At 63.2% G+C, this 16,249-nt stretch carries 13 protein-coding genes; 11 read left to right on the top strand and 2 right to left on the bottom strand.

Annotated features, from left to right (window positions below):
* Window positions 1–13: 13 nt before the first annotated feature.
* Complete coding sequence (locus LPA37_RS20635) at window positions 14–3,520, bottom strand: pyruvate carboxylase (protein WP_267478187.1); 3,507 nt, start codon at window positions 3,518–3,520, stop codon at window positions 14–16.
* 857 nt (window positions 3,521–4,377) lie between these two features.
* Between LPA37_RS20635 and LPA37_RS20630 the strand changes: the two genes are divergently transcribed.
* Together LPA37_RS20630 and LPA37_RS20625 are read left to right on the top strand one after the other, a co-directional pair.
* Complete coding sequence (locus tag LPA37_RS20630; RefSeq protein ID WP_324251898.1) at window positions 4,378–4,851, top strand: H-NS family nucleoid-associated regulatory protein; 474 nt, start codon at window positions 4,378–4,380, stop codon at window positions 4,849–4,851.
* Between the two features lie 300 nt (window positions 4,852–5,151).
* Window positions 5,152–6,654, top strand: coding sequence for a methyl-accepting chemotaxis protein (locus LPA37_RS20625; protein ID WP_229013556.1), 1,503 nt, complete (start codon window positions 5,152–5,154; stop codon window positions 6,652–6,654).
* A 97-nt stretch (window positions 6,655–6,751) separates the two neighbouring features.
* Here the strand turns inward: LPA37_RS20625 and LPA37_RS20620 are convergent, their stop codons facing one another.
* Window positions 6,752–7,759 (bottom strand): AraC family transcriptional regulator, encoded by a 1,008-nt coding sequence (locus tag LPA37_RS20620; RefSeq protein ID WP_229013569.1) that lies wholly within the window; start codon window positions 7,757–7,759, stop codon window positions 6,752–6,754.
* A gap of 209 nt (window positions 7,760–7,968) precedes the next feature.
* On the opposite strand from LPA37_RS20620, the gene LPA37_RS20615 reads away from it, so the two are divergent.
* The 9 genes from LPA37_RS20615 (at window position 7,969) to LPA37_RS20575 (ending at window position 16,209) form a co-directional block, all read left to right on the top strand.
* Complete coding sequence (locus LPA37_RS20615; RefSeq protein ID WP_229013554.1) at window positions 7,969–9,024, top strand: BKACE family enzyme; 1,056 nt, start codon at window positions 7,969–7,971, stop codon at window positions 9,022–9,024.
* 115 nt (window positions 9,025–9,139) lie between these two features.
* The gene (locus LPA37_RS20610) at window positions 9,140–10,459 is read left to right on the top strand and encodes an MFS transporter (protein ID WP_229013552.1); all 1,320 of its coding nucleotides are present in this window, start codon (window positions 9,140–9,142) and stop codon (window positions 10,457–10,459) included.
* Between the two features lie 128 nt (window positions 10,460–10,587).
* Window positions 10,588–11,568 carry a quinone oxidoreductase family protein gene (locus tag LPA37_RS20605; protein WP_228976542.1) on the top strand — a complete coding sequence of 327 codons (981 nt, stop codon included), beginning with the start codon at window positions 10,588–10,590 and terminating at the stop codon, window positions 11,566–11,568.
* Between the two features lie 10 nt (window positions 11,569–11,578).
* Complete coding sequence (locus tag LPA37_RS20600) at window positions 11,579–12,427, top strand: TauD/TfdA dioxygenase family protein (RefSeq protein WP_228976543.1); 849 nt, start codon at window positions 11,579–11,581, stop codon at window positions 12,425–12,427.
* 18 nt (window positions 12,428–12,445) lie between these two features.
* Window positions 12,446–13,006: an RBBP9/YdeN family alpha/beta hydrolase gene (locus LPA37_RS20595; RefSeq protein WP_229013551.1), complete on the top strand. Its 561-nt coding sequence runs from the start codon at window positions 12,446–12,448 to the stop codon at window positions 13,004–13,006.
* A gap of 1 nt (window position 13,007) precedes the next feature.
* Window positions 13,008–13,712 carry a DsbA family oxidoreductase gene (locus tag LPA37_RS20590; RefSeq protein WP_229013550.1) on the top strand — a complete coding sequence of 235 codons (705 nt, stop codon included), beginning with the start codon at window positions 13,008–13,010 and terminating at the stop codon, window positions 13,710–13,712.
* Window positions 13,712–14,065: a Rieske (2Fe-2S) protein gene (locus LPA37_RS20585; RefSeq protein WP_229013568.1), complete on the top strand. Its 354-nt coding sequence runs from the start codon at window positions 13,712–13,714 to the stop codon at window positions 14,063–14,065. The genes LPA37_RS20590 and LPA37_RS20585 overlap by 1 nt, the downstream gene beginning before the upstream one ends.
* A gap of 16 nt (window positions 14,066–14,081) precedes the next feature.
* Window positions 14,082–15,710: a 3-(methylthio)propionyl-CoA ligase gene (locus LPA37_RS20580; protein WP_229013548.1), complete on the top strand. Its 1,629-nt coding sequence runs from the start codon at window positions 14,082–14,084 to the stop codon at window positions 15,708–15,710.
* A gap of 106 nt (window positions 15,711–15,816) precedes the next feature.
* Complete coding sequence (locus tag LPA37_RS20575; RefSeq protein ID WP_229013547.1) at window positions 15,817–16,209, top strand: BON domain-containing protein; 393 nt, start codon at window positions 15,817–15,819, stop codon at window positions 16,207–16,209.
* Window positions 16,210–16,249 lie beyond the last annotated feature (40 nt).

Here is a 16,249-nt window from a genome sequence, read left to right as displayed (position 1 = left end):
GCGCGACGTTTTCTCAGGCGTCCTTCAACACGATCAGAAGATCCTTGGCGGCAACACGGTCGCCGGCCTGCACCCGCACCTCGGCGATTTCACAATCGCGCTCGGCTGCGATGTGCGTTTCCATTTTCATCGCCTCCAGCGCGAGCAGCGTGCTGCCGGCGCTCACGCGCTGGCCCGGCTGCACGGCGACCGTAACCACCGAGCCCGGCATCGGCGCGGCCACGTGTAATGGATTCGACGGGTCCGCGGCGGCCCGGCGCTCGCGAACGGCTCCGGTCTGCACCGTAGTGCGCCGCCTGACCTGGGTGGTCCGCGACTGGCCGTTCAGTTCGAACTGCACCTTGACCATGCCGTCTTCGGCATCGGCGTGCTGCCCCTGCAGCGTGACCAGCAAGGTCTTGCCCGGGTCGATATCGATCGCCGCTTCTTCCTGCGGTTGCAGGCCATACAGGAAGGCAGGCGTCGGCACTATGGAGGTATCGCTGTACGTCCGCAGGTGCTCGAAGTACTCGATCGCCTGCTTCGGATACATCAGGTACGACGCGAGCTGGCGGTCGTCGAGCGGCTGCCCGCACGCGGCTTCGCCATCGGCCCGCGCTGCTTCGAGATCGACAGGCGGAATCTGGTCCCCCGGCCGGTAAGGCGCGGGTGGCTCGGCCTTGAGCGCCTTGCGCGACAGGTCTGCCGGAAAGCCATCTGGCGGGAAGCCCAGTTCGCCCCTGAAAAGCGAGACAACCGATTCGGGAAAAGCGATTTCTTTGGCGGGGTTGCATACGTCGGCCGCCGACAGGTCGTTGGCGACCATCACCAGCGCCATGTCGCCGACCACCTTCGAGGTCGGCGTGACCTTCACGATGTCGCCGAACATCCGGTTGACGTCGGCATAGGCGCGGGAGACCTCCGTCCAGCGATGCTCGATGCCAAGCGAGCGCGCCTGCTCGCGCAGGTTCGTGTACTGGCCACCTGGCATCTCGTGCCGGTACACATCGGCCGTGCCGGCGCGGATCTCCGATTCGAACGGCGCGTAGTAGCGGCGCACGCCCTCCCAGTACATCGACGCCTCGTGCATCCGTTCGAGGTCCAGGCCCGGGTCGCGCTCGCTGCCTGACAGGGCAGCGGCGATACTGGACAGATTGGGTTGGGACGTCAGTCCGCTCATGGCGTCCAGTGCGCCGTCGACCGCGTCGCAGCCCGCGCCGATCGCGGCCAGCACCGAGGCGGCGGAAATTCCGCTGGTATCGTGCGTGTGAAAGTGGACGGGCAGGCCGGTTTCTTCCTTGAGCGCCTTCACGAGCGCGGCCGCGGCCTGGGGCCGGCAGATGCCGGCCATGTCCTTGATACCCAGCACGTGCACGCCTGCGCGCTGAAGCTCGCGGGCAATGCCTACGTAGTACTTGAGGTCGTACTTCGCGCGCGAGGGGTCGAAGAGGTCGCCTGTGTAGCAGATCGCGCCCTCGCACAGCGCGCCGCTCTCGCATACCGCGTCGATCGCCACGCGCATGTTGCGCACCCAGTTGAGCGAGTCGAACACCCTGAAAACGTCGACGCCCGCGCTGGCCGACTGCTGGACAAAGAAGCGCACCACGTTGTCCGCGTAGTTTGTATAGCCGACCGCGTTCGAGCCGCGCAACAGCATCTGGAAGAGAATGTTGGGCACGCGTTCGCGCAGTTGCGCGAGACGCTCCCATGGGTCCTCCTTCAGAAAGCGCAGTGCGACGTCGAAGGTCGCCCCGCCCCAGCACTCGAGTGAGAACAGCTGTGACAGCTCGCGCGCGTAGAACGGCGCGACCGGCAGCATGTCGGCGGTGCGCATGCGGGTGGCGAAGAGGGACTGGTGCGCATCGCGCATCGTGGTGTCGGTCAGCAGCACCTGCTTCTGGTCCAGCATCCACTGTGAGAATTTCTCCGCGCCCAGCTCGCGCAGCCGGTCCCGTGTACCGGCGGGGACCGGCCCGCTGCTGTCGACGCGTGGCAAAACAGGTTTCGCCAGCGGCAACGCGGGCAGCGTCCGTCCGACCAGTTCCGCGTGCCCGTTGACAGTCACTTCACCCAGATATCGCAGCAGCTTCGAGGCGCGGTCACGGCGCTTCGTGAAGGCCAGCAGTTCGGGCGTCGTATCGATGAAACGGGTGGTGAGCTCGCCGCGGCCAAACGCCGGGTAATTGATGACGTTCTCGAGGAACTGGAGGTTCGAAGCCACACCGCGGATACGGAACTCGCGCAATGCCCGGTCCATGCGGCGGATCGATTCAACCGCGGTGGGTGCCCACGTGGTCACTTTCACCAGCAGCGAATCGTAGTAGGGCGTGATGACCGCGCCCCCGTACGCGGTGCCCGCATCGAGGCGTACACCGAAGCCGGCGGCGCTGCGATAGGCCGTGAGCTGCCCGTAGTCGGGCAGAAAGCCGTTCTCCGGATCTTCGGTGGTGATCCGGCATTGCAGTGCGTGACCATTGAGCGGGATCGCCGCCTGCGCGGGCACGCCGGCGGCGCGCGTGAGGATGTTGCCGGATTCGTCGGTTTCGTCGTCGGTGATGCCGATCCTGCCACCTTCGGTGATACGGATCTGCGCCTTCACGATGTCGACGCCGGTGATCATCTCCGTCACCGTGTGCTCGACCTGAATGCGGGGATTGACCTCGATGAAATAGAACAGGCCGGAGTCGGCGTCCATCAGGAATTCAACGGTGCCCGCATGGCTGTAGCCCACCGCGCGCATCAGGCGCAACGCGGACTCGCACAGATTTGCGCGGGTGGCGGCGTCCAGGTAGGGTGCAGGGGCACGTTCGACGACCTTCTGGTTGCGTCGCTGAACCGTGCAGTCTCGCTCGTACAGATGGACGAGGTTGCCATGCGTGTCGCCCAGCACCTGCACCTCGACATGGCGCGCGTGACGCACGAGCTTTTCAACGTACACCTCGTCATTGCCGAAAGCCGCAAGCGCTTCGCGCCGGGCAGCAGGCAGCGCGGTTTCGAGATCCTGTTCGCGTTCGAGCACCCGCATGCCGCGCCCGCCGCCGCCCCAGCTTGCCTTCAGCATCAGCGGAAAGCCCACGCCCGCGGCAAGACGCCTGCACTTGTCCAGATCTTGCGGAAGCGGTGCAGTGGCGGGCATGACCGGCACGCCGGCCGCGATCGCCGCATTGCGCGCGGCGACCTTGTTGCCGAGCGTGCGCATAACCGCGGGCGACGGACCCATCCACCGGATGCCGGCATCGATGACGGCCTGCGCGAAATCGGGATTCTCGGAGAGAAAGCCGTACCCGGGATGGATCGCGTCGACGTTGGCCTTGCGGGCCACACGCAGGATGTCCTCGAAATCCAGATAGGCTGCAAGGGGCTTCTTGCCTTCGCCGACCAGATAGCTTTCGTCAGCCTTGAAGCGGTGCAGCGCGAGCCGGTCTTCCTTTGAGTAGATCGCCACGGTGCGAATGTTCATCTCGGCGGCCGCGCGCATCACCCGGATCGCGATCTCGGACCGGTTGGCAATCAGCAATGAACGGATCGGTGAAAAGGCCATGATGGAGTTGTCTCATCTCTCGGATAACGGACCAGCCACGCACCAGAAAAGGGCTGGAAACTGATAGTGCTTCACACTTCCGCAAACAGGCGGGCCTGACACGCGGGCTCAGGAACGCTCGAAGAAAGGGGCGTGTGAATTCATCCAGTCATAGTGAGCCGTATCGCGCGCCCACGCCCAGTTCGTTGTGGCTTGAGCCCGGTCCTTCGCACATCGCCCGTTTTGCGTCGCGTCGGTCCGGTCATGGTGGGAGCCGGCTGCCGCGACGGGCCGGGTGTCTACGTCTTTTCGTTCAGTGTGAGTCATCGCCGTATAAAGGATAGATGGGTTTATTGGTGACAGCCTGTGCCGCGTGGCCGATGAGTCAAGGCGATAAAGCGTGTACGCGAGTGCGCGTGCCGAAGTGAGGTTAAGCAAGTGCAAGGATTGGGCCATGTGCGTCTGATTTCTGTAAGTCATTGATTGTTCGAGGGATCTCGCGGCGGCGCGGACACCTTTGATTTCGGAAATGAAATCCGCTGTTTCAGGTCTGGTAGATTGATTCGGGGCGCGGAGGGAGTGATTGATGCCGGTTTTGGGCACATGCATAGCCCGGTGTCCGATTCCTCCTGTTCCTTTCAATATGGTTGATAAATCAACGTTTCAGTAAGCATCCTTGTCGACGGGGTTCGACACGATCGGTAGATGGAGGCTTTACCCCGATCACGAATTCAAACCTATAATTCCGGCACCAAAAACAACGTGGGGGAAGTGCAGTGAGGTCCTACGACGAAATCCAGGCAGAGATAAAGCGGCTGCAACAGGAGGCTGTGGAGAGCCAGAAGCGCGAGGCAGCGATCGCCAGAATTCGAATCGAAATGAAGCGCTTTGGCATTTCCGCGGACGAACTGGGCGAGCCTTCGACGCACAAGCGCGCGGCGGCTCCAAAAGCGATGGCTAACGCGAAAAGGGCGATGGCCTCGAAGCGCGCTGCGGAAACGGCGATTACCTCCGACGAGTCACCGGCAGTCAGGCTTCTCAGGCGTGCGGGTGTCGATTTCAGCCGCCCGGGTGCGAAAGAGATCAAGCCACCCAGGAAGACGAGGCCGGCGGAGAAGGTGAAGGCGGTCCCGGCCGCAAAGCTGCCGCCGAGGTATCGCGACCCCAAAACCGGCGCCACCTGGAGCGGCCACGCGCGGCCGCCGGCATGGATCAAGGACGCGAAAGATCGCTCGGTCTATCTCATCGATCACGCCGGAGTACCTGGCGCACGCAAACAGGCGACGACGCAGGAACGCGCTGTCAGGGCGGCTCTCACATCGAAGGGTACGGTTCGAAAGGCTGCTTCCTGACGCCAGCGGAAAAGCAGGAGCCCGGCGGGCTCGCCAGCTCGTTCTGGCTGTCCCTCTGCCCATTCCCCGCTTGCAGAGTGAGAAAATCACGAAAACCCTGCGGCATCGATAAAGTTGATTTTACAATCAAAGTAGTTGTTATATCAACTTGTGGAATTCCCCTATGCAGTGTCCGGGGATGCTTTCCGTTAAATGTGACGAAGAGGCGCGCGGTTCGTCGCCCGGACGCAGGGGTTCGCTGACCGTGTCGCCGTCAGCGACCCTGGCCCTGTCTAGCGGAATTTCAGGAGTCGATACGTCATGCAAGGTAGTCTCACAGGCGCAGCCATCGCCGGGCCGCAAGTCCACGCCAGCGCGCGGAGCTCAAACCCGACCATGGGGGGTGGTACGGCAAGTGTCAACAGTCCTCTCGCGGCCGCGCGAGAACGCACGGACCGCGCCTGCGCGGTCGTCAACTGGATCATACTGGCGGGTTCGGTTGGTATCGGCTGGCATTTCGACAACCTCGGGCCGGCTTGTGCAGTCGGGCTGCCATTCGCGCTTCTGTCGACGGCCTTCGCGTTTGCCATGCCCGGACATCTGGCTACGCGACTGGTTTCGGCGATTACCTTCATGGGCGGCGCGGCCGTCATGATCGACATCGGGAAGGGGCAGGATGAGTTTCACTTCGTGGTGTTCATCCTGCTGTCGTTGCTGCTCGCTTATCGCGACATTCGGGTCATTCTGCTCGCCACGGGGTTTATATCCGTGCAGCAACTCGCATTCAACTATTTCCAGGCCAGGGGTTGGGACGTGAATGCGTTCCAGCGGACAGGGCTTGATGTGGTGGCGCAGCATTGGGCCTTTCTGTGGCTCCAGACGCTGTTTCTCGCGGCCATCTCCGTGCGCCAGGAGCGTGCCGCGCAGATTGCGGGCGAGCTCGAAATGATGGCTCAGGGCATTGGGCGCGAGTCCGGCTTCATTACGTTGAGTGAGTGTCCGGTCCGCCCTGTCAGCGGCGTGGGCGGCTCCTTTCACGCGACGCTCGGGATGGTTCGCAAGACGCTACTGCAGGTGCGTAATAGCGCCCGCGAAGTCGCGGAGGCGGTCGCCAGTATCAGCGAGCGCAATGCGATCCTTTCGGAGCGCACTGACCAGCAACGATCCTCCCTCGAAGGCATCGTCGCGGCCATGGAGCAACTGAAGCAAAGTGTCCACGAGAACGCAGATCACGCGAGCTCCGCGCGGGCGCTCGCGGGTTCCGCGAGCGAAGTCGCAACAGAAGGGCGCGCGGCGATCGATGCCGTGATTGACACCATGGGCGAGATTTACCGCTCGTGCGAACGCATCACGGACATCATCGGCGTGATCGACGGCATCGCGTTTCAGACGAATATCCTCGCGCTTAACGCTTCCGTCGAGGCCGCCCGCGCCGGGGAGCAGGGGCGCGGGTTTGCGGTGGTGGCGGCAGAAGTACGTGTTCTGGCGCAGCGCAGTGCAGCCGCCGCCAAGGAGATCCGTGCACTGATTGGCGAATCCGTCCATCGTGCCCGGACCGGCAACACGCTCGTCGAAAGCGCGGGCAACACGATCGCGGGAATACTGGAAAGTGTCACGCGTCTGACTACCATCGTTCACGAGATGGCGCAGGCGACCGACGCCCAGCGTGCGGGCATCGACCAGGTGGGCGACAACATTGCCGGCATCGACGAAGCGACCCGCGAAAATGCGGCGCACGTTGCGGCCACTGTCGAGCAGGTGAAATTGCAGCACCAGCAGACCGGGTTGCTGACAAGCACGGTAAAGATCTTTCGACTGGACTGAGCCAGCGGACACAGGCTCGCGCGCAGCTAAAACAGGCGCGAATGCGATCGGTGCTGCGGCAAGCAGGCCCTTTCAGGGGAGGTATGACCTGAGAGAACTACGGGCTGCTTCTATGACGATTGCGCCATTCACGGGGCGTCATCTGAAAGCGCCCCTGGAACCAGACCGTGAACGACCCCTGGTTGGTGTAGCCCAGCAGGGCGGCGACCCGGCCGATCGGATAGCGTGGGTTAAGGAGGTAGCGCACGGCGAGGTCACGCCGCACTTCTTCAACGATGCCCGAGAAACTGGAACCGGTCGAATCGAGCTGGCGCTGCAGCGTGCGCACTGTCAGGTTCACCTGCCGCGCCACCAGTTCGATCGAGGCCTGGCCAAGAGGCAACAGCAGATAAATCGCCTTGCGCACCTCCAGCGCAATCGAATCGGCCGCCATCGCGTTGAGCGGATTGGCGAGGTTTTCCGCGTAGCGGACCAGTACGGGGTCGGCATTCGGATTCGGAAAATCCAGATCTTCCGCCGCACAGACGAAGCCGTTGAAGTCGCTTTCAAACGTGATCGGGCATCCGAAGAACCGGCGGTGGAAAACGAGGTCACCGGGAGCCAGATGCGTGAAGTGCACACTGTGCGGTTTCCAGTGGGCGCCGAGAAGCGCGCTGGAATGACGGGAGAGCACGCCCACTGCCAGCTCCATCGCCTGCACTGTCCGCGTACCTGGTTCTGCAATGAGTTCTTCGCGGATCGTCACCGTATCGCCGGTCGTTTCGACGTGAATACCCAGCGCTTCATTAAGCAGATGTCGATATTGGGCAGCGGCCAGCAGTACGTCGCGTAGCGTGCGCTTGTGGGCAAGCAGAATGTTGACAACTCCACTACCGAACTGCTGGCGCGTTTGTGCAATCTGCAGCCCGAGTGTCGGACACGACGCTCTTTCCGCCGTTATTTCCAGCAGCCGGCAGGCACTGTCAGCTGGAATCCGGTCATCCGGGTTCGCCATCGCCACCGCGTCGAGACCGACTTCCTGGACAAGCTCATAGGGATTGAGGCCGAGCCGCCGCGTCACGTCGAAATAGCCGTGCATCGACGACGATCTCACCATGGTTTGCATCTGATTTCGTTCCTTTTCTGGCCGGAGCGCGGCCCGTATGCGCAGCACTGGTGTTAACGCCTGGTGTCGTTGAATCATAAAACAATGTCACCAAAAACGAAAACTGCATTGCCGGATTGCCGTATCTTCGCCGGACTGATTCATTTTCCGTCGCGTCCAGGATTGCTCTGGCGCGGAGGTGGAAAGTCCAACCATATCTGGAGAACACGATGCAATTTCTCGACGACTCGCTGCACCCCGAAAATCAGGAAAAGGTAGTCATCACCGTCGCACCGTACGGTCCGGAATGGATGCCCCAGGATTTCCCTGAAGACATTCCGGTGACGATGGAAGAGCAGATTCAAAAGGCTGTGGACTGCTACAACGCGGGTGCAACGGTGCTTCACCTGCACGTGCGTGAACTGGACGGCAAAGGCTCCAAGCGTCTGTCGAAGTTCAATGAACTGATTGCAGGCGTGCGTGCAGCCGTGCCGGACATGATCATCCAGGTGGGCGGCTCGATTTCGTTTGCACCGGAAGACGATGGCCAGGCCGCGAAGTGGCTGTCCGACGACACGCGTCACATGCTGGCCGATCTCGACCCGAAGCCGGACCAGGTGACCGTCGCGATCAACACCACGCAGATGAACATCATGGAACTGCTCTATCCGGAGTACCTTGAAGGCACTTCGCTTGCGAATCCGCTTCTCCATGCCGCATATAGTGAAATGACCGTGCCGGCCGGCCCGGCGTGGGTGGAAGAGCACCTGCGCCGCCTGCAGGCTTCGGGCATCCAGCCGCACTTCCAGCTCACCGGCATCCATGCGCTCGAAACGCTCGATCGCCTCGTGCGCAAGGGCGTCTACAAGGGTCCGCTGAACCTGACGTGGATTGGCATCGGCGGTGGCTTCGACGGCCCGAACCCGCACAACTTCTTCAACTTCGTGCACCGTGCGCCGGATGGCGGCACGCTCACGGCCGAGTCGCTGCTGAAGAACGTGCTGCCGTTCAACATGATGGCGATGGCGATGGGTCTGCATCCGCGCTGCGGCATCGAGGACACGATCATCGACCAGCACGGCAACCGGATGACTTCGGCGCAGCAGATCGAACAGTGCGTGCGTGTGGCGCGCGAACTGGGTCGTGAGATCGCGAGCGGCAAGGAAGCGCGCGCAATCTACAAGATCGGTGTGCAGTACGAGACAGTCGATGAAACGCTCGCGGCCAACGGCATGGCACCGAACCGCAAGGCTGGTGTGAAGAACCGGCCGCTGCGCGCAGCGTAACAGGGTGGTTGAAGGAGGCTCCCGGACCCGGTTCGGGAAGCGACACACATACCGGCCCCTTTGGTCCCTTGCGGGCAAAAGGCACGAGATGCCGAGAGACGTGATGGAGACAACAATGCTTTTGCAGCACGCTGAGCCCACGACGGGCGAAACTACAATAACGAAGTCGGACATTCCAGTCTACGCGTGGGTGGTTTGCGCGCTGACGATCGGTCTGCTGCTTTCCGACTATATGTCGCGTCAGGTATTGAACGCGGTCTTTCCGTTTATCAAGTCCGCGTGGAACCTCTCCGACACGAAGCTCGGCTCGCTTAGCAGCGTCGTCGCATTGATGGTTGGCGTGCTGACCTTTCCGCTTTCGGTTCTGGCGGATCGCTGGGGCCGCGTCAAGAGCATCGCACTGATGGCGGCGCTGTGGAGTCTCGCGACGCTCGGCTGCGCGATCTCGACGAGTTACGGCGAGATGCTGATTGCGCGCGCTTTCGTCGGGATTGGCGAGGCGGCCTACGGCAGCGTGGGCATCGCGCTCGTCCTGAGTATTTTTCCGGCGCGCCTGCGCGCCACGCTCACGGGTACCTTCATGGCGGGCGGCGCGTTTGGCTCCGTGCTGGGCATGGCGATCGGCGGCGCCGTCGGGACCCATCTCGGATGGCGCTGGTCGTTCGGCGCCATGGCCTGCCTCGGTATCGTGCTGGTGGTCGTCTATCGTTGCGTTGTCACCGAGAAAAAGCTGGCGGCAGTGCAACCGCCGGGCGCCGCGACGAAGGGCGACCTTGGCGTGCGCATGAGTTTCAGCGCGCTGGTGAAGGGACTGTTTTCCACGCGCTCCGTCGTTTGCGCCTACGTGGGCAGCGGGATTCATCTGCTCGTGCCGGCGGCCGTGTGGGCGTGGATGCCGAGCTTCCTGAACCGCTATTACGGCATGGCGCCTGGCAAGGCGGCCATGAGTGCCGCGGTGTTCGTGCTGGTGACCGGCCTTGGCATGATCGTGTGCGGCAACCTGGCCGACCGTCTCAGCAGAAAGGTTGCAAAGAGAAAGTGGATGGCCGCGATCGCGTACTGCCTGTTGTGCTGCGTGCTGCTCGGTACGGCATTCCAGCTGCCGGGCGGCCCGGCTCAGCTCGTCCTGATCGGTTGCGGCATGTTTTTCTGTGCTGGCGCGACGGGGCCTTCGGGCGCGATGCTAGCGAACCTTACGCCGCCGTCGATCCACGCTTCGGCATTCGCCACGCTGACACTCGCGAACAACCTGTTAGGCCTCGCCCCCGCGGCGATTCTCACGGGCATCGTCGCAGACCGCATCGGCCTGCTCGGCGCCCTGCAGTTGGTACCGCTGGCACCGCTGCTCGCAGCTGTTGCGTTCGCTATCGGCCGTCGCAGCTACGCGCGCGATCTCGACCGTGTGAACGCACTGCGTGAGCAGGCCGGGCACTAGCCACGTCGCGCTGGAGCACGGCAGTACCCGGACGTCATGCGGTAACAGACGCCTGCGGCGGGAGGCGATGGTCCTCCGGCAGGCGTAATCCTTTTTAGCAGATCAAGAAACAACCTGGAGAACGAATCATGGCGAAAGCAGTCCGCTTTCATGAGACCGGTGGCCCTGAGGTCCTGCGCTACGAAGACGTTGAAGTGGGCGATCCGGGCCCGGGGCAGGTTCGCCTGCGCCATGAGGCAGTCGGCCTCAACTTCGCGGATACCTATTTCCGCTCCGGCCTGTATCCGGTCCCACTGCCTGCCGGCATGGGCGTGGAAGCAGCCGGCGTGGTCGAGGCGCTGGGCGCGGGCGTCACGAACGTCGCGGTGGGCGATCGTGTCACCTACACAGGCTTCATTAACACGCTTGGGGCGTACAGCACCGGGCGCCTGTGCCCGGCCGCGCCGCTCATCAAGCTGCCTGACGGCATCGCGTGCGAAACGGCTGCAGCCATGACCATGCGCGGGCTGACCTCGTCGTATCTGATGCGACGCATCCATGACTTCAAGGCCGGCGACACGGTCCTGCTGCACGCGGCCGCTGGCGGCGTCGGGCTGATCGTCTCGCAATGGGCGAAGCTGCTCGGGGTCACGGTGATCGGCACCGTGTCGAGCGACGCGAAGGCGGAAGTCGCCCGCGCGCACGGTTGCGACTACACCATCAACTACAGCCATGAAGATGTCGCACGGCGCGTGCGCGAGTTGACCGATGGCGCTGGCGTCAATGTCGTTTTCGACAGCGTCGGCAAGGACACCTTCGAAGCCACGCTGGATTCGGTCAAGCGCCGCGGTCTCATTGTTTGCGTTGGCACGGCATCGGGCCCGATCCCTGCATTCAACCCGCAGATCCTCGCAATGAAGGGCTCGCCGTATCTGACGCGTCCGGCGCTCGCCGACTATATCGCCGACCCGGCGGAAAAAGCGGACCTCGCTGCCGAACTGTTCGGCCACGTTGCGGCCGGCCGCATCAAGATCGAGATCAACCAGCGTTACTCGCTCGAGGATGCCGCGCAGGCGCATCGCGATCTCGAAACGCGCAGGACGACGGGCTCGTCGGTCTTCGTTATCTAGGGAGGGCACCATGCGTGTCGAACAACTCACTAACGCCCTCGGCGCTGAACTGGTCGGCGTCAAGCTCGCCGATGCGATCCATGACGATGGGCTCTTCGCCGAGATCCGCGCGAACCTGGTCAAACATCGCGTGCTGTTCCTGCGCGATCAGGACATCAGCCGCGCTGAACATGTCAGTTTCGCGCGCCGCTTCGGCGAACTGGAAGATCACCCGGTTGCGGGCAGCGACCCTGAGCATCCGGGACTCGTGCGTATCTACAAGTCGCCGGACCAGCCCAACGACCGCTACGAAAATTCCTGGCACTCGGACGCCACGTGGCGGGAAGCCCCGCCATTTGGTGCCGTGCTGCGCTGCGTCGAATGTCCGCCCGTCGGCGGCGACACGATGTGGGCAAACATGGTGCTCGCGTACGAGAACCTGCCCGCGCACGTGAAGGAGCAGATCGCCGATTTGCGCGCACGCCACAGCATCGAGGCGAGTTTCGGTGCGGCGATGCCGATCGGGAAGCGCCATGCACTGAAGGCCCAGTACCCCGACGCGGAGCATCCGGTCGTGCGCACGCACCCCGACACGGGCGAGAAGATTCTGTTCGTCAATGCGTTCACGACGCACTTCACGAACTTCCACACGCCGGCGCGCGTGCGTTTCGGTCAGGACGCCAATCCGGGCGCGTCCGAACTGCTGCGTTATCTGATCAGCCAGGCGTATATCCCGGAGCACCAGGTGCGCTGGCGCTGGAAGCCGAACAGCATCGCGATCTGGGACAACCGCAGCACACAGCACTACGCAGTGATGGATTACCCGCCGTGCCATCGCAAGATGGACCGCGCCGGCATTGTCGGCGACCGGCCGTACTAACCTGAAGGGATCCGCATCGTGACTCTCAATACAGAACCGACCGTACTGATCGTGCCGGGTCTGCGCGATCACGTCGCCGAACACTGGCAGACGCTGTTGCAGGCGCGCCTGCCCAAGGCAGCTTCGGTGCCGCCGCTCGAGCACGACAAGCTCAGCTGTGCGGCGCGTGTCGCGGCACTGGACGAGGCGATCGCGAAGATCGATGGCCCGATCGTACTGGTCGCTCATAGCGCCGGTGTGATGATTACCGTGCAATGGGCGCAGCGCCACAATCGCCCGATCCAGGGCGCGTTGCTCGCGACGCCCGCGGACGTGGAAATGCCCATGCCCGCCGGCTATCCGACGCTCGACGCGCTCGAAGCGAATGGCTGGCTGCCGCATCCGCGCAAGCCGTTGCCGTTCCCGAGCATTCTGGGCGCCAGCCGCAACGATCCGCTGGGAGCGTTCAATCGTGCTGCGGCGATGGCCGCGGACTGGGGCAGCCGCCTCGTCGACCTCGGTGAGGTTGGGCATCTGAACCCGGCGGCCGGCTACGGCGAGTGGCCGCAGGCAGAAACCCTGATTCGTGAGCTTCTCTGACATGAACGGGACAACGAAGCAGGGCACTCCTGTCAATAGAAACGCGTCACTGACGGTCGATGTCCACTTCGATTTTGTCTGCCCGTGGTGCCTGATTGGCAAACGCAATCTCGACGCGGCCGTCAACCGCTTCGCCACCTTGCGCCCGGATGTCACCGTCAAGGTGCGGTGGCACTCGCATCAGTTGCTGCCCGATATACCTGCAGGTGGCGTGCCCTATCAGGCGTTCTATGTGAGTCGTCTGGGCAGTCCGGACGCGGTCGCGGCGCGGCGCGCGCAGGTTCAGGAGGCCGCGCACGCCGCGGGTGTCCAGCTGGCGTTCGACAGGATCGAGGTGATGCCCAATACGCGGGCCGCGCACGGCCTCGTTGCGTGGGCTGTCGCCACGGGCGCGGGGTTTTCGCCTGCGCCGCTGATCGACCGTCTCTTCACGGGCTACTTCATGGACGGCGAGGACATTGGCGACCTGGACGTGCTCGAACGAACTGGCCTCGCGTGCGGCCTCGACGCGGCAGGCCTCGCCGAACACCTGGCGGCAGCGCGACGCGGAGACACGATGGCACGCCCACATTCGCCGCAGGCTGACGATGTTAGCGGCGTGCCGCATTATGTGATCAATTCGGCCCTGTCGCTGTCAGGTGCGTACTCGCCCGGTGCGATCGTGGATGCCATGTTGCGCTCCGCTGTCGATCAGGAGAACAGATGATGTCGCGACAGATACCCGTCGGGCCGGCCGATGAACTCGCGCCAGGACAGCGCAAGCTTGCTTTCGTCGATGGCCGCAGCATCGTGATCTTTAACATCGAAGGTGAACTCCACGCCATCGAAAACGCGTGCCCGCACAACGGCGCATCGCTTGCGGGCGGCCAGCTCGACGGGCACCTGCTTCGTTGCCCCGCGCACGGCCTGCGTTTCAACGTCGTGACCGGTTGCATGCCGGGGATGGACGGTCTGAATCTGGACAAGATTCCCGTCCGGAACGTCGGCGGCACGCTCGAACTCACTGTCGACGAGGCGCCCCCGGCACAGTGTCACGCGCAGCAATGCGGAACAAGATAATTCAGGAAGGTACCCCATGCATGGATTGATGATGCAGCAGCCGCTGCTGGTCGCCTCGCTCCTCACCCACGCCGAGCGGCATCACGGCGAGCAGGAAATCGTGTCGCGACGGGTCGAAGGCGACATTCACCGCTATCGCTATCGCGATCTGGCGCAACGCGCCCGACGCCTCGCCAATGCACTCGCTGGTATCGGGATCGGCGAGGGTGAGCGCGTCGGCACGCTGGCATGGAACGGCTACCGCCACATGGAGCTGTACTTTGCGGTGTCGGGTTCCGGCGCTGTCCTGCACACGCTCAACCCGCGTCTGCACGTCGATCAGCTTGCCTACATCATCGATCACGCTGACGATCGCGCGATCTTCTTCGACCTGACGTTCCTGCCGCTGATCGAGTCCGTCGCGTCGCGTATCAAGAGCCCGAAGGTGTTCGTCGCGATGACCGATCGCGCGAACATGCCGGCCACGCACGATGTGCCGGGCATGCTGATGTGCTACGAAGACCTCATCGACGGACACGGCGATGACTTTACGTGGCCGCTTCTGGACGAGAACACCGCGTCGTCGCTCTGCTACACGTCAGGCACCACCGGCAATCCGAAAGGGGTGTTGTACAGCCATCGTTCGACGATTCTGCACACCTATGCAGCGGCATTGCCCGACTCGCTGAACTGCTCGGCACGCGATGTGATCCTGCCGGTCGTCCCCATGTTCCACGTGAATGCGTGGGGTCTGCCGTATATCGCATGCATGGTCGGCGCCAAGCTCGTGTTTCCGGGGCCCGCACTCGACGGAAAATCGCTTTATGAGCTGATCGAGGCCGAACAGGTCACGCTCTCCGCGGGTGTTCCGACCGTATGGCAGGGGCTGCTCCGGCATGTGGCCGAGCGTGGCTCGACGTTTACTGCCATGCGCCGCACGATCGTCGGCGGGGCACCATGCCCGACGGCCATGACGACGGAATTCCAGGAGCGCTATCACGTCGACGTCCTGCACGCGTGGGGCATGACCGAACTGAGCCCGGTCGGCACGGTGTGCAGTTTCAAGGGGTATCACCTGTCGTTGCCGACGCAGCAGCGCTATGCGGTCCAGGCAAAGCAGGGCCGTGCCGTGTTTGGCATCGACATGAGAATCGTGGGCCCCGACGGCGAAGCGTTGCCGTGGAACGGCCGCGCGGCGGGTGACCTGCAGGTGCGCGGTCCGTGGGTGACGACGGGATATTTCGGTTGCGATGAGACGTCGCCGCTATGCGACGGCTGGTTTCCGACGGGCGACGTGGCGAAGATCGATGCCGACGGCTTCATGCAGATCACCGACCGCAGCAAGGACGTCATCAAGTCCGGCGGTGAATGGATCAGTTCGATCGACATCGAAAACGTGGCGAGCCTGCACCCGGAAGTGGCGAGTGCAGTGTGCATCGCCGCGAGGCACCCGAAGTGGGACGAACGCCCGCTGCTGCTGATCGTGAAGCAACCTGGGAGCGCGCTTGAAAGCGCTGAGCTGCTCGATTTCTTTGACAGTCGTGTGGCGAAATGGTGGAAGCCCGATGCCGTCGTATTTATCGACACCCTTCCTCTCGGCGCGACTGGCAAGGTCCTCAAGAACCAGTTGAGGGACAGGTTTAAAGACTACTACCTCACGGCCTGACGTCGCCCACGATGGTAGCGAAAACCTGATCCGGTCAAAGCGGAATCCGCCGGGCTCGCGCCCGGCAATCTACGGGGCCGACGGTCCACGACAACAGGAGACGTGAATGCAAAAAATCAGGGGACTCAGGCTGGCGATCGGCACGTGCATCGTTGCGATGTCCATGAACGCGTGGTCGCAGGGCGGCCAGGCATCCGGTGCAACGGCGGCGCCTGCCGGTGCTTCCGCAATGGTCGCGTCCAGCGCGGCACCGGCCGGGACCGGCCGCAAGGCGGATCGCGCGCTGCGCAAGAATATCTATGCGGCCATCTCGAAGCACAAGGAGATCAGCGCCGGCGATATCAGTGTCACCGCGAAGAACGGCGCTGTCACGCTGAACGGAACCGCATCAGACGCTGCGCAGGTCGCGAAAGTCGCGGAAATCGCGGGTGGAGTAACAGGCGTGACTTCGGTGAACAACAAGCTGACAGTCGGGAAACCGGCATTCGGCACCCAGTAACCTCGATGGCCAGTCGACTTCACCGCCGGCTGGCCAGCCA

This window comes from Paraburkholderia gardini (genome assembly GCF_907164545.1).
GTDB classification, from domain to species: Bacteria; Pseudomonadota; Gammaproteobacteria; order Burkholderiales; family Burkholderiaceae; genus Paraburkholderia; species Paraburkholderia gardini.
Note: the sequence above shows the minus strand (reverse complement) of the source record. Positions and strands in the feature narration are given on the sequence as shown.

Excerpts from the sequence above, each read along its gene's own strand:
- LPA37_RS20635 (WP_267478187.1), bottom strand. The coding sequence starts at position 3,520 with ATGGCCTTTTCACCGATCCGTTCATTGCTGATTGCCAACCGGTCCGAG.
- LPA37_RS20630 (WP_324251898.1), top strand. The coding sequence starts at position 4,378 with ATGAAGCGCTTTGGCATTTCCGCGGACGAACTGGGCGAGCCTTCGACG.
- LPA37_RS20625 (WP_229013556.1), top strand. The coding sequence starts at position 5,152 with ATGCAAGGTAGTCTCACAGGCGCAGCCATCGCCGGGCCGCAAGTCCAC.
- LPA37_RS20620 (WP_229013569.1), bottom strand. The coding sequence starts at position 7,759 with ATGCAAACCATGGTGAGATCGTCGTCGATGCACGGCTATTTCGACGTG.
- LPA37_RS20615 (WP_229013554.1), top strand. The coding sequence starts at position 7,969 with ATGCAATTTCTCGACGACTCGCTGCACCCCGAAAATCAGGAAAAGGTA.
- LPA37_RS20610 (WP_229013552.1), top strand. The coding sequence starts at position 9,140 with ATGCTTTTGCAGCACGCTGAGCCCACGACGGGCGAAACTACAATAACG.
- LPA37_RS20605 (WP_228976542.1), top strand. The coding sequence starts at position 10,588 with ATGGCGAAAGCAGTCCGCTTTCATGAGACCGGTGGCCCTGAGGTCCTG.
- LPA37_RS20600 (WP_228976543.1), top strand. The coding sequence starts at position 11,579 with ATGCGTGTCGAACAACTCACTAACGCCCTCGGCGCTGAACTGGTCGGC.
- LPA37_RS20590 (WP_229013550.1), top strand. The coding sequence starts at position 13,008 with ATGAACGGGACAACGAAGCAGGGCACTCCTGTCAATAGAAACGCGTCA.
- LPA37_RS20585 (WP_229013568.1), top strand. The coding sequence starts at position 13,712 with ATGTCGCGACAGATACCCGTCGGGCCGGCCGATGAACTCGCGCCAGGA.
- LPA37_RS20580 (WP_229013548.1), top strand. The coding sequence starts at position 14,082 with ATGCATGGATTGATGATGCAGCAGCCGCTGCTGGTCGCCTCGCTCCTC.
- LPA37_RS20575 (WP_229013547.1), top strand. The coding sequence starts at position 15,817 with ATGCAAAAAATCAGGGGACTCAGGCTGGCGATCGGCACGTGCATCGTT.